The following is a 13004-nucleotide window of genomic DNA, read 5'->3' as shown; positions in this document are numbered from 1 at the left end:
TCCTGTTACGCTAGCGCTATCGGTATGCACATGTGGTGCGCCGGTTCCCCCAACGCTTACTAGGAGGCAAGTCATGCGCGTAGACATCTACCGCCGGGCCGAGCACGACGGCATTTTTTCCTACCTCGCCGTGCCGGAAGGAAAGCTCATTCCGGAAGAAGTTACCAATACCGACTGGCAGCTGGAAGTACGCGCCAGCGAAGTGGCCGACGATGCCCAGGCCTTGCCCAACTACCATATCGAACAGCCGCACCAGCAGATCGCCGCCAAGGGCTATGCGATCACGGGCCTGAAAGACATGTAAACGAAAAAAGCCAAACCAGCGTGTCCGCGGTTTGGCTTTGTTGTATGCGCCGGGCGGTGCCGGTCAGTATTCGACCGCCACTTCTTGCGCACCCAGCAGTTGCTCCAGCGCCATCTGCAACTCATCCGATGGCGCCACTTTCCACTCGTCACCAAACTGCAGCACGCAACTGACGCCTTGCGGGCTGACCCGTGCGGCAATCGGCAAGCCCGTCTCGGCGCGGTGCGGCATGATCACCTCACGGATGCGCTTGGCATCCAGGGTGGCCGGCAAGGTCAGGCCCAGCTGGCGGCCATACTGCACCCGCGCGGCGATGATGTCGAAGGCGCTCTCGGCGGTGATGCGCAAGCCGCCCGAAAAACGGTCTTCCGACACCTTGCCCACGACGGCCAGGAATTCATCTTCCTTGAAGATTTTCCTGTTCGAGTCGAACAATTCGCCGTACACCGTCACTTCCACCGTGCCGCTCTTGTCATCCAGGGTGACGATGAGGATCTTGCCGCGCTGCGTCATCTGCGTGCGCAAGCCCGTGATGACGCCCGCCATCATGCGCGGTTCGCGCGACGGCGACAATTCCGACAATTTCGTGCGCGCAAAACGGCGCGCCTCGGGCGCATACGAATCGAACAGGTGGCCGGACAGGTAGAAGCCCAGCGCGATCTTCTCTTCCGTCAATCGCTGTTTGTCCGTCCACACGGGCACCTTGACGTACTCGGGCGGCGCCACCATGTCGCTGTCGTCGCCGCCGAACAGGCTCACCTGGTTCGCCGCCTTGGCGGCCTGGTCGGCGCACTCCATGGCGAACGCCACGGACGCGAGCAGGATGGCGCGGTCGACCTTCAGGCAGTCGAAGGCGCCGCTGCGGATCAGCGACTCGATGGTGCGGCGGTTGATCTGCTTCTTGTCCACGCGCTTGCAGAAGTCGAACAGGCTCGTAAACGGCCCGCCCGCCTCGCGCGCGGCGATGATGGCTTCGATGGCGTTCTGGCCGGAACCTTTCACGGCGCCCAGGCCATAGCGGATCTGCGTGACTTTCTTGCCGCTCACGGACGGCGCCGCGCCGCTTGGCGTGAAGCGGTAGTCCGATTCGTTGATATCCGGCGGCAACAAGGTCAGCTTGCAGATTTCCAGCGAGTCTTCCACCAGGATCTTGATCTTGTCCGTGTCGTCCATGGCCAGCGACAAGTTGGCGGCCATGAAGGCGGCCGTGTGGTGCGCTTTCAGGTAGGCCGTGTGGTACGACAGCAAGGCATAGGCGGCGGCGTGCGATTTGTTGAAACCGTAACCGGCGAACTTTTCCATCAAGTCGAAGATCTCGTCGGCCTTTTCCGCCGTCAAGCCATCTTTCGCGGCACCGGCGCGGAAGATCTCGCGGTGCTCGGCCATCTCTTCGGCTTTCTTTTTACCCATGGCGCGACGCAACATGTCGGCGCCGCCCAGCGAGTAGCCGCCGACGATCTGCGCCATCTGCATCACCTGCTCCTGATACACCATGATGCCGTAGGTTTCGGACAGAATCGATTCCGTGCGCGGATCGGGATAGTCGAAACGCTCACCGTGCTTGCGCTTGCAGAAATCGGGAATCAGATCCATCGGGCCCGGACGGTACAGCGCCACCAGCGCGATAATGTCTTCGAAACGGTCGGGACGCGCGTCTTTCAGCATGCCCTGCATGCCGCGCGACTCCAGCTGGAACACGGCCACGGTCTTGGCCTTGGTCAGCAAATCGTACGACGGCTTGTCGTTCAGCGGCAAGGTCGCCAGGTCGAAGTTCGCCTGCGCCGGATCGAGCTGCTTGATATAGCGCACGGCGCGGTCGAGAATGGTGAGCGTAGTCAGGCCCAAAAAGTCGAACTTCACAAGGCCGACGGCTTCCACGTCATCCTTGTCGTACTGCGACACGACGCCGGAATCGCCGCCCTGCGTGTACAGCGGGCAGAAATCCGTCAGCTTGCCCGGAGCGATCAGCACGCCCCCCGCGTGCATGCCGATATTGCGCGTGATACCTTCGACTTGCTGCGCCAGGTCCAGCAACTGCTTGACCTCTTCCTCGTTTTCCAGGCGCTCCTTGAGCAGCGGTTCCTCTTCGATGGCGTCGGCGATCGACACGGGCTTGCCCGGCTTGAACGGGATCAGCTTGGAGATGCCGTCGCAGAAGTTGTAGCCGAAATCCATCACGCGGCCCACGTCGCGGATCGCGCCCTTGGCCGCCATGGTACCGAAGGTGGCGATCTGCGAGACCGCCTCCTTGCCATACAAATCCTTGACGTGCTGGATGACGCGGTCGCGCCCTTCCTGGCAAAAGTCAATATCGAAGTCGGGCATCGAGACGCGTTCGGGATTCAGGAAGCGCTCGAACAGCAGGTTGTACTGCAATGGATCAAGGTCGGTAATGAGCAGCGAATACGCCACCAGCGAACCCGCCCCCGAACCGCGGCCCGGGCCGACGGGCACGCCGTTTTCCTTGGCCCACTGAATAAATTCGGCCACGATCAGGAAGTAGCCGGGGAATTTCATGTTGCAAATCGTGTCCGTCTCGAATTTCAAGCGCGACTCGTAGCGCGGGCGCTCCTTTTCACGGCGCTCGGGATCCGGATATAGCTGCAATAAGCGTTTTTCCAGGCCGGCCTGCGACTCGGCAACGAGGAACTGGTCGATCGTCATGCCATCCGGCGTGGGGAAGTTCGGCAACTGCGGCTTGCCCAGGGTCAGGGTCAGGTTGCAGCGCTTGGCGATTTCCACGGAATTGGCCAGCGCGGCCGGCAGGTCGGCGAACAGTTCCGCCATGTCGGCCTGCGACAGGAAGCGCTGGCTGTCGTTGAAACGTTTCACGCGCTTGGCGTTGGCCAGCATTTCGCCTTCGGCGATACAGGTGCGGGCTTCGTGGGCAATAAATTCTTCAGGGGAAATGAATTGCACGGGATGCGTGGCCACCACGGGCAAACCCAGCTTGGCCGCCAGGGCCACCGCATGGCGCACCTGCGCCTCCTGGTTGGCCTGGCCGCCGCGCTGGATTTCGATATAGAAATGGCCGGGAAAAATCTCGGCCCAGCGCTGCGCATTGCGCTCGGCCAGGGCCAGGTTGCCATTCTCGATGGCCGTGCCGACATCGCCAAAGTGCGCGCCGGACAGCACGATCAAGCCATTCGCCGCGCTTTCGCCCGGGTACAGGTCGTAGGTATTCGTCGCCAGCGCCTGCAGCCACTCGATGCGCAGTTCGGCGCGGCCCTTGTACTGGTTCGTCAGCCAGGCCGTCGACAGCAGTTCGCACAGCTGCAGATAGCCCATGCGGTTCTTCGCCAGCAGCAGCAGCCGCGACGGTTTTTCGCGGTTGTCGTCATTCGTGATCCACACGTCGACGCCGACGATGGGCTTGATGCCCTTGCCGCGCGCCTCCTTGTAGAACTTGACCATGCCAAACAGGTTCGACAGGTCGGTGACGGCCAGCGCCACCTGCTTGTCCTTTGCCGCCGCCTTGACCACGTCGTCGATGCGCACCAGGCCATCGACGATCGAGTACTCCGAGTGCACGCGCAAGTGGACGAAGGCAGGACCGGGCTGCATCGCTTGCTGTGAACCTGCCGGAGCGCCGGCCTCTTGCATTACCATTTCCATCCTGTGTACCGTTTCGTGCAAAATTCAATGGGGTCTATTCTACCGCGTCGCGGCCCCGGACCGGCGGTGCGGCCCTCGGTTGCGGGCAAGAAATTCCTGCCGTGCACAGCCCGCCGGCACGGCAAAACGTGGCTGGCCGGGTATCCTGCCTGGCCTGTCGGGCTTATAATATCGGCTGTTCAGTCTAACCCGATCGCCATCATGCAAGCCATCACCCCTGCCACACCCGCCGTTTCCGCCGCCGTCAGCCCGCTGGCCGCCTCGTTTGTCAATATCGCCGCGTATAAATTCATCACGCTAGCCGATACGGAAGCCATGCGCCCCTTGTATCAGGAGCAATGCCTGGCGCTGGAACTGAAGGGCACGATCCTGCTGACGCCGGAAGGCATCAATATGTTCCTGTCGGGCACGCGCGAGCATATCGATGCCTTCCTCGCCTGGGTGCGCAGCGACGAACGTCTGGCCGATCTGGAATGGAAGGAAAGCTTGTCGAACGAGCAATCGCACAAGCGCATGCTGGTCAAGCTGAAAAAAGAAATCATCACCATGCGCATGCCGCTGATCAAGCCGGAACTGGGCCGCGCCCCGTCCGTCGATGCGCATACGCTCAAGCGCTGGCTCGACGCCGGTGTCGACGATGCGGGCAAACCCGTGGTCATGATGGAAACGCGCAACGCCTTTGAAGTGGACGTGGGCACGTTCAACAACACGCTTGATTACCGCATCGACAAGTTTACGGAATTCCCGGCCGTGGCGGCCGCCCACAAGGATGAACTGGAAGGCAAGACTGTCGTCACCTTCTGCACGGGCGGCATCCGCTGCGAAAAGGCCGCCATCCACATGAAGGAAATCGGCTACGACAGCGTGTACCAGCTCGACGGCGGCATCTTGAAATATTTCGAGGAAGTAGGCGGCGAGCACTACACAGGCGACTGCTTCGTCTTCGACTACCGCACGGCGCTGAACCCGAAACTGGAACCGACGGAAACGGTGCAGTGTTTCGTCTGCCGCGCCGTCGTCACGCCGCGCCAGCAACTGGCGCCGGAATACGTGTATGAGGTGTCTTGCCCGCATTGCTACGGCAACAAGAACTAGTCCCTGCCTTGCCCATGCGCGCCTGGTGGCGCGCGACAGCGCCACTCCCCGCCAGCGCCAGAGGCGCGCCAACTGCGCATGTCATAATTCACAATATTGCCCGATTCCGGGAACGCCACCATTAGTAAAGACAAGCAATAACAAGATGACAAAACAAGGCTTGGCCATTGCGGTCGTCATACCCAGTTACAAGGTCGATAGGCATATCCTCTCTGTCATCAGTCAGATTGGCGCCGAAGTGAGCCGAATTTATGTCGTCGACGACTGCTGTCCGGACCACTCCGGCGACCTGGTCGAGGAGCACTGCAGCGACAAGCGCGTGGTCGTGTTGCGTCATGCAGAAAACCAGGGCGTCGGCGGCGCCGTCATGACAGGCTACCGCGCCGCACTGGACGACGGCATGGATATCATCGTCAAGGTCGATGGCGATGGCCAGATGGATCCCGCATGCATTCCCGACTTTATCGCGCCCATTGTTGCTGGCGAAGCCGACTACACCAAGGGCAACCGCTTCTACGATCTGGAAAGCGTGCGCAGCATGCCCAAGATGCGTCTTTTTGGCAACGCGATCCTGTCTTTCATGAGCAAGATTTCCTCCGGCTACTGGGATATCTTCGATCCGACCAACGGCTACACCGCCATCCACTGCGAGGTGGTGCGCCACCTGCCGATGCAGAAAATCAGCCGCCGTTATTTTTTTGAAACTGACATCCTGTTTCGCCTCAATACATTGCGCGCCGTCGTCGCTGATATCCCCATGGATGCAAAATATGGCGATGAGGTCAGCAACCTGAAGATTTCCCAGGTGGTGCTGGAATTTTTTGCCAAACATCTGCGCAATTTCTTCAAACGCATTTTCTACAACTATTACTTGCGGGACCTGTCCATTGCCTCCATTGAACTGCCCATCGGTGTCCTGATGGTTGCCTTCGGATGCGTGTTTGGTGCGACGCAATGGCTGCATTCCGTCCATGACGCCATGCCCGCCTCGGCAGGGACAGTCATGCTGTCAGGCTTGCCGGTGATTGTCGGCCTGCAATTAATCCTGGCCTTTCTCGGACACGATATCAGCTCGATCCCTAAAAAACCGTTCCACCGCATTCGGCGCGGCAGGAAGTGAAGGCGTGATGGCATTGCCTGACGGACACACTACAGGCTGCGCCCGTGCGGGGTATGGCGCACGGGAGATCACCCCCAGCAACTCTATGGAGATAAATGAATGACTTACATCGTGGCCCTGTTATGTGTGCTTGGCATCGCAGCCGGGCAAATCCTGTTTAAAATCAGTGCCAATGGATTGCTGCAGAGCGGCAGCTTTTTTTCCGTCAAAACCCTGGCCGCACTGTCGGCGGCCATCTGCCTCTATGGATTGACGACGCTGGCCTGGGTCTGGGTATTGCAGCGCATCGAACTGGGCCGAATCTACCCGCTGATGGCGCTGGCCTTTGTACTGGTGCCGATCGGCAGCCATTTTCTCTTTGGCGAACGTTTCCAAACCCAATACATGATCGGTGTCGCGCTGATCATCGTCGGCATCCTTGTTGCCACAAAGGCATAAGCACCCTGTCGCCGCCACCCACGGTGCTGGTCCATTCTCTTGCTCGAATTTGAAGTTACCCATGAAAAATCAGGTTTTCACTCCCCTGGCCATTGCCCTGACAGCCATCGTCCTGGCTGTCATCTGGTTCTGCTTTGCTCCCGGCTTCATGTCATATGATTCCATGGTGCAATATAAGACGGCACTGAATCAATACTATACGGATAGCAATCCCGCCATCATGTCCTACGTGTGGCATCTGTGCCTGTACCTGGTTTCCGGCCCGCAAAGCCTGCTGTTGCTGCACCTCGCCTTGCTGGCAGCGGGCATCCTGATCTGGTACGGCAATATGGCACAGCGTGGCTGGGCCCTGCTGATTCCCGCCATGTGCCTACTGCCATGGGTCGTCAATTTTGCCGGTGTACTGTGGAAAGACGTGGGCATGGCTTTCGCCCTGCTCGTGGCAACGGGACTGCTGTATACAAGGACCAAGAACTGGCGAGTCGCCGCCCTGGCCATCCCTTTCATCTTCTATGCCTCCGCAGTCAGGCACAATGCCATCCTGGCCATCGTGCCCCTCATCTACTGTGCGCTGCGCCACTTCTGGCCGACACGATCCATCGTACAAATGGCGATCCTGAGCGTGCTGCTGTCGGCCACCCTGCCCCTGGCCACGTCAGTTCTCAGCTACAACGTCCTGCACGCGGAAAGAAAACACTTTGAAACATTAACGATGGGGGATGAGGTGGCCAGGATCGCCTTCATGACGGGCGAAAACTTGATGCCTTGGGTAAAGCCTGAAGACAATGCCGCCTGCTCACCCATGCCTATCCAATATGAGCGGGCGATGTGCTTTGTACGCAAGGGTTACGACCCCAGCGGCAGCCTGTTTGCCGGCATGCCGCATACGGAGGCCCACGCCTTATGGAAAAAGACCATCCTCGAGCATCCGCTGCCGTACTTGCAGATCAAGGGCGGAGCATTCCTGTATTTCCTGCGCTCGCCCACGCTGGAACCCTACTATGCCTGGCACCCAGGCATCATGGACAATGAATTGGGAATCAAACTGGACAATCCGAAACTGGCGCACCTGATGCAAGCCTATGTCGAAGGCAGCCAGGTCACGCCGCTCGGAGAACTCTTCAAGCCGTATTCCTGGCTGCTGCTGGCCATCGCCATGATGGTGCTTGGCTGGCGCATGCGGCCGTCGCTGGAGAAGACCCAGATACTGGCATTGAACGCCTCGGCGCTCGGCTACTTCCTGGGCTACCTGGCGAGCGTGCCGTCAGCCGATTTCCGCTATATCTACTGGTGCATCATTGCCACCAGCCTGTCCATCATCATCTGGCTGGCAGCACGCGCCAGCCAGGCCAAACACTAGCGGCCAAGCGCCACCGCATCGATCGTCAGCATCGAGCAAGCATCGGGAGAATCGAGGTCAATGCGCAAGCCGGCGATCATGGCCGTTGGCTGCCATGCCGGCAGCGTCGCCAGATCGATGGAGTTGCTGCCAGGCGTAGCCATGAAACGTACGCTGAGCGCTTCGCCCGGATGACCGTCCGCAGCGTGCCAGAACAGTTGTACCGGCACCGCCACGGACTTGTCGTCGCAACCCAGGTTAAACGTCACTCTGGACGCCTCGGCGGCGCGTACTGCCGGTGCGAGCTTGAACGTCAGGAAAGCATCGCCACCGGTGACCCGGTAAGCCCGGGAAGCAGGCACGGCTGCCAAGTCATTTGCCGAGGACTCCGTGCCGCGCGCCATGGCCACGAAGTTGGCCGGCCTGGCCGTCACATGCAGGGGCGGCGCCTGCTCGAAGCGGGGAGCTCTCGCATCGCGCTCGACAACGGTGAAAAACACATAATCGGGCTGATACTTCTGCACCAGCTTCACCACCATGGCGGCATCGGTCACCCCATAATGAATCTGCAAGGTTTCGCTGAACGTCGCTGCCATATAGGGCGACATGGCCGTACCGAAAGAATCGCGCAGCCACAGCACTTTCTTTCGATTCAGCGCATTGGGTGATTTGACAAGCACCGGCGTGCGCGGCGCGCCCACTTCCGGATTCCCGCCCGATTCCAGCAGACGGCCCGTATCAAAGTCATATTTCGCCGTTTCCACCGGACGCCCGATATCAATCTCGACTGGAATCTACTTGAAGCAAAAGCCTGCAAGTATTGTCGAACAGCGGGATTGCGTCAAATTCTATCCAGCACCGGGAACGTCACATGATCGAGCAGCTGCTCCACTGGCAGGACATCGCGCAGTGGGAGCCACATCTGGAGCCGGACGGGGGCCAGCTCGAGCGTCCTGCCATGCAGCTGCAACTCATGCAAAATCGCATCCTGTGCAAGCACGTTCAGGCGCCAGCAAGAGGGGAGATGGCGCACCATCGCCGAGGCGGCCGCAGCAGGCAAGCCGTCGTATGCCGTGACAATGGCGCCATGGGTATCCTCCAGCACCACCATCGAGCACACGGGATCGCGATAGCAATATACGGCGCGCGCAAACGGCGGCAAGGGCAAGCTGGTGTCGGGCACAAGGTTGCTATCGGGCTCGAATGGCTGCTGATCGTTGCCCTCGCCCCCCCTGACCCAGCCATACATCCAGCGGTCCGCCACCTGGAAGCCATGCTTTTCATACACCGAATACTGGCTGGTCCACAGCGTCAGGTAATCGAACTGCTGTTCTCTCGCATGGGCAACAATGGCTTCCAGCATGCTGTTGGCGATACCCTTGCCGCGTTCCCGTTGTGCCACGCAGACCAGGCCGATCATCGCGATACGGAGGGTGCGCTCACCCAGCTGATACTGTTTTTCCCGCAACACCAGTCCGCCGACAGTCACCGTGCCGATGCGCGCTTCGGCAAGAATCACGCCGTTCGGTGCCGCCGACAGCCAGGGAAAATGACGCTGCAGCGTCACACCACGGTTTTTACTTTGGAAAAAAACCTCCCAAAACAACGCTTTCAAGGCCTCGGATGCCACCGTGGAGAGTGTGATTGTCACGCCCTCTGCATGAACCATTTTCGACGATTCCATGAGTTAATCCGCTCCAACATGAACAGTGAGAAGAGGCAGCAGACGGCATTCGCGGCGGCACGCCCAGCAGATGCCATCAACCGATGCATGCATCGGCCAAAACAGCTGCCAGGCACCTAGCGACTGCCGCGTTCCACTCAAGGACGAACGCCATCCATATTCAGCGCCCACCATTTACGCAGCAAAACGATCGCCGAGGACAGGAAGAAGCCGAATAGCAGACTGAGCAACAATACCGCGGACATGCGGATATTGCGTTTCTCAGGCAAGGTAGGGCCGGCGATGAAGCGGCTCTTTTCCAGATACAAATTGATGGAGCGCTGGTTATCAATCGTGATCATGTTATACACTTCCTTGACCACTTCATCGTTCAGGTTCTTGGTCTTGAAGACGCCTTCCTTCACCGCTTCAAGGCCGCGCAGCAGCGCTTCGCCCGATTGGTTGGTATCAAGCAGACTCTTGGCCTGGTCGTAGTACTCGCGCAACAGAATACTCTGCGCCTGCTCGCGCTTGAGGCGGATGATGGTTTCGCTGGTGCTCAAGGCTTCCACTTCGCCGGACATTAGATGGGTAATGGGCGACAAATAACGGGCGCTGTCTTCCGTGACTGAAATCACCGAGGTTGCCGACTTGTTCGCCGCTTCAGGGTAACTGCCCACGATTTTCTTGAGCACCACGCCTTTGCGCTGATACATCTCCAGCCGTTCATTCATGCTGATGATGTCGTTATCAAGCTTGGTGATCTTGGCCGATAATTCAATGTGCTTGAAACGCAGCACATCGGAGTAATTGGAGTAGATGATGCTGTCGATGGCATAGCGCCCCAACAAGCCTACCATGCGCTGGGCGCTCTCGGCACTGCCTGCGGCATAGGAAATACGCAAACCAATTACATTATTGCCGCCATCCTTGGGTTGCTCCATCAGCTCCTTGGCATCCATCTTGGTGAAGGGGAAAATCGGCTCCACCATCTTGCTGAATCCGTCACCGCTGGCCATGGCCTTGCGCAGTCCCCCGATACCGTCGACTCCCTGCAGCTTGTTCGCCTGCACAAAAGCGTCAAAGCGCTCGCTGGTACTGAAGGCGGCGGCATAGCGTTTGTAATCCGCCAATACGATACCCGGATTACCTTCCTTGTCCTTGTCCTTTTTCGGATCCTTGTCCTTGTCCTTGTCCAGCGTCTCCAGCGGCAAGGGAATCGGACCGCCAAACTGCAAGAAGCCTTCGCTACGATACTGCCCCAGATACAAGGCACCGGACACGGCGATGGCCATAACCGCTATCGTGGCGGCGCCAATCCACTTGCGCGCGTCACGCAAGGCTTTAACATAATTGACAACGTTTTCGCCATTGTGCTTGTCAAGCTGATTCAAATTTTCCATGTTTCTTCTTTAGAAAGTAAATATATCCATCCACCGGTACCGCAAGACACGAGGTGCGCGGGCTGGGCCTGATTATTCAAGGCTGCGGCGATACGGCATCGCCACGGGCGCACCAGATCAAATCTTCAATGCCGCACTGAGGTGCATATTCGGTTACGGCCTGCAGCAGCAAGGCGCGTACGGCTTCATGATCAAACCGTGCGCATGCTTGCGTCAAGTCATCGAGCAGCAGCTCCAGCTGCGGCCAGGGCAATTCGGCTTCCTGGGCACGCATGATCAAGGGATGATCGGTACCTTCAACGTTATCGCCGATCAGCAGTTCCTCATACAATTTTTCGCCGGGACGCAAGCCCACATGATGGATCTCAATGGTGCCATTCGGCGTCTGTTCGCTGCGCACTTCCAGACCGCTCAGATGCACCATGCGCTTGGCCAGATCGACGATCTTCACCGGATCGCCCATGTCCAGCACGAAGACGTCGCCTCCTTCGCCCATGGCGCCCGCTTGCAGAACCAGTTGTGCGGCTTCCGGAATGGTCATGAAGTAACGCGTGATTTCAGGATGGGTAATGGTAATGGGGCCGCCTGCCATGATCTGTTTGCGGAACAGGGGGACGACAGAACCGGATGAGCCCAGGACATTGCCAAAGCGCACCATGCAGAAACGCGTCTTGTCCTGTTCGCGGGAAAATGCCTGCAAGATCAATTCCGCCAGGCGCTTGGTCGAGCCCATGACATTGGTTGGGCGCACGGCCTTGTCGGTGGAAATCAGCACAAAGCGTTTCACCCCGGCGGCGATGGCCGCCCGTGCCATGCTCAGCGTCCCCAGGGCATTGTTGCGTATCCCCTCGATCGGGTTGTGCTCCACCAACGGCACATGCTTGTATGCGGCGGCGTGATATACCGTTTCCACCTTGAACGTGCGCAGTATCTTTTCACATTTCTCGGTTTCCAGGACGGAGCCCAGGAATGGCAATAGTTCGAGTTCGATATGCTGCGCCTTGCGCAAGCCCTGCAACTCCTGTTCGATGGTATACAGGGCAAATTCCGACATCTCGAGCAAGATCAGGCGCGCAGGCCGCTGACGCAGAATCTGGCGGCACAATTCGGAACCGATGGAGCCGCCGGCGCCCGTGACCATGACGGTCTTTCCCGTGATACACATAGCCATCAAGTCATGGTCAGGCTCGACTGCGTCACGGCCCAGCAAATCCTCGATCTCGATCTCGCGCAAGTCCTGCAAGCGAACCAGACCGCTGATCAGGCTCTTGATCGGCGGGGTCACCAGCGTCTTGATCTTCAGGGGTTCCAGCTTGTCGAGGATACGGCGCTGCTGTGCACGCGACAAAGATGGCAGGGCCACCAGGATCTTGGTGATGCCCTTGTCAGCCACAAGTTCCGGCAAGTCTTCGGGGGCATACACGCGAATGCCGGCGATGATTGCGCCATGCAACTCTTTTTTCTCATCGATCAGCGCCACCGGGCGGTACTCGGTGCCATAGCTCAGCGTCTGTGCCAACTGGCTGCCGGAAGCGCCGGCGCCATAAATGGCGACAGGAATGCCACCGGTCACGCCCGATACCCGTGCGAAATAGCCGCGCGCCATGAAACGGCTGGCCGTCACATACATGATCGCACTGACCCAGTAAATGCCAAAGACACCGCGCGACAGGCCGATCATGTGCGTCGAGAAAGCCGCAAAGGCCAGCAAGACCGCCACCGACAGCGTCACGCCCAGCACCACCACGTAGACTATCTTGTAGTCGATAAAGCGGATCACCGCACGATACAGTCCCAGCTTGATAAAGATCGGAATCGAGATCAGTGGCGCCAGGAGAATTAGCCAGAAGTACGGGCGGAATACGGCGAGGCTGACACCGTCAAAGCGCAGCAGTATCGCCACGCAAAATGTCAGTGGCAAAAAGAAAATGTCCGCAGATGCGGCGATCAGCTGCTTTTGCAAGCGCGGGAAATTCGATAAAGGAGTCATCAATTCTTACCAATCTCAATATGCAGGCGCAACCTGG

General features: G+C 58.9%; 10 protein-coding genes. 5 read left to right on the top strand and 5 right to left on the bottom strand.

Features of this window, described 5'->3' with window-relative positions:
• Positions 1–73 precede the first annotated feature (73 nt).
• On the top strand, positions 74–304 hold the full coding sequence (locus tag BLT98_RS12380; RefSeq protein ID WP_034786466.1) for a DUF6139 family protein: 231 nt from the start codon (positions 74–76) through the stop codon (positions 302–304).
• A gap of 63 nt (positions 305–367) precedes the next feature.
• Here the strand turns inward: BLT98_RS12380 and dnaE are convergent, their stop codons facing one another.
• Entirely contained in the window at positions 368–3907 is a 3540-nt protein-coding gene (gene dnaE, locus BLT98_RS12375; protein WP_092608099.1) for a DNA polymerase III subunit alpha, read from the bottom strand.
• A gap of 213 nt (positions 3908–4120) precedes the next feature.
• Between dnaE and BLT98_RS12370 the strand changes: the two genes are divergently transcribed.
• The 4 genes from BLT98_RS12370 to BLT98_RS12355 all read left to right on the top strand — a co-directional run bounded on the left by BLT98_RS12370 (position 4121) and on the right by BLT98_RS12355 (position 7932).
• On the top strand, positions 4121–5014 hold the full coding sequence (locus BLT98_RS12370) for a sulfurtransferase (RefSeq protein WP_092608096.1): 894 nt from the start codon (positions 4121–4123) through the stop codon (positions 5012–5014).
• 145 nt (positions 5015–5159) lie between these two features.
• Positions 5160–6134 carry a glycosyltransferase family 2 protein gene (locus BLT98_RS12365; protein WP_092608093.1) on the top strand — a complete coding sequence of 325 codons (975 nt, stop codon included), beginning with the start codon at positions 5160–5162 and terminating at the stop codon, positions 6132–6134.
• Positions 6135–6233: 99 nt separating this feature from the next.
• Positions 6234–6572 (top strand): DMT family transporter, encoded by a 339-nt coding sequence (locus tag BLT98_RS12360; protein ID WP_070254288.1) that lies wholly within the window; start codon positions 6234–6236, stop codon positions 6570–6572.
• Positions 6573–6633: 61 nt separating this feature from the next.
• Positions 6634–7932 (top strand): hypothetical protein, encoded by a 1299-nt coding sequence (locus BLT98_RS12355; RefSeq protein WP_092608090.1) that lies wholly within the window; start codon positions 6634–6636, stop codon positions 7930–7932.
• Here BLT98_RS12355 and BLT98_RS12350 read toward each other — a convergent pair.
• The 4 genes from BLT98_RS12350 to BLT98_RS12335 all read right to left on the bottom strand — a co-directional run bounded on the left by BLT98_RS12350 (position 7929) and on the right by BLT98_RS12335 (position 12967).
• Positions 7929–8675, bottom strand: a complete 747-nt coding sequence (locus BLT98_RS12350) for an alginate O-acetyltransferase AlgX-related protein (protein WP_092608087.1) — start codon at positions 8673–8675, stop codon at positions 7929–7931. The two genes, BLT98_RS12355 and BLT98_RS12350, sit on opposite strands and share 4 nt — an antisense overlap.
• 77 nt (positions 8676–8752) lie before the next feature.
• The gene (locus BLT98_RS12345; protein WP_092608084.1) at positions 8753–9595 is read right to left on the bottom strand and encodes a GNAT family N-acetyltransferase; all 843 of its coding nucleotides are present in this window, start codon (positions 9593–9595) and stop codon (positions 8753–8755) included.
• 137 nt (positions 9596–9732) lie between these two features.
• Positions 9733–10977, bottom strand: a complete 1245-nt coding sequence (locus BLT98_RS12340) for a lipopolysaccharide biosynthesis protein (protein WP_070254293.1) — start codon at positions 10975–10977, stop codon at positions 9733–9735.
• Between the two features lie 76 nt (positions 10978–11053).
• The gene (locus tag BLT98_RS12335; RefSeq protein ID WP_092608081.1) at positions 11054–12967 is read right to left on the bottom strand and encodes a polysaccharide biosynthesis protein; all 1914 of its coding nucleotides are present in this window, start codon (positions 12965–12967) and stop codon (positions 11054–11056) included.
• Positions 12968–13004: the final 37 nt, after the last annotated feature.

It is taken from the genome of Janthinobacterium sp. YR213 (assembly GCF_900099875.1).
Lineage (GTDB): Bacteria > Pseudomonadota > Gammaproteobacteria > Burkholderiales > Burkholderiaceae_D > Janthinobacterium > Janthinobacterium lividum.
The sequence above is the reverse complement of the archived record's forward strand: the minus strand, read 5'-3'. Positions and strand labels throughout refer to the sequence as shown.

Excerpts from the sequence above, each read along its gene's own strand:
- BLT98_RS12380 (WP_034786466.1), top strand. The coding sequence starts at position 74 with ATGCGCGTAGACATCTACCGCCGGGCCGAGCACGACGGCATTTTTTCC.
- dnaE (WP_092608099.1), bottom strand. The coding sequence starts at position 3,907 with ATGCAAGAGGCCGGCGCTCCGGCAGGTTCACAGCAAGCGATGCAGCCC.
- BLT98_RS12370 (WP_092608096.1), top strand. The coding sequence starts at position 4,121 with ATGCAAGCCATCACCCCTGCCACACCCGCCGTTTCCGCCGCCGTCAGC.
- BLT98_RS12365 (WP_092608093.1), top strand. The coding sequence starts at position 5,160 with ATGACAAAACAAGGCTTGGCCATTGCGGTCGTCATACCCAGTTACAAG.
- BLT98_RS12360 (WP_070254288.1), top strand. The coding sequence starts at position 6,234 with ATGACTTACATCGTGGCCCTGTTATGTGTGCTTGGCATCGCAGCCGGG.
- BLT98_RS12355 (WP_092608090.1), top strand. The coding sequence starts at position 6,634 with ATGAAAAATCAGGTTTTCACTCCCCTGGCCATTGCCCTGACAGCCATC.
- BLT98_RS12345 (WP_092608084.1), bottom strand. The coding sequence starts at position 9,595 with ATGGAATCGTCGAAAATGGTTCATGCAGAGGGCGTGACAATCACACTC.
- BLT98_RS12340 (WP_070254293.1), bottom strand. The coding sequence starts at position 10,977 with ATGGAAAATTTGAATCAGCTTGACAAGCACAATGGCGAAAACGTTGTC.
- BLT98_RS12335 (WP_092608081.1), bottom strand. The coding sequence starts at position 12,967 with ATGACTCCTTTATCGAATTTCCCGCGCTTGCAAAAGCAGCTGATCGCC.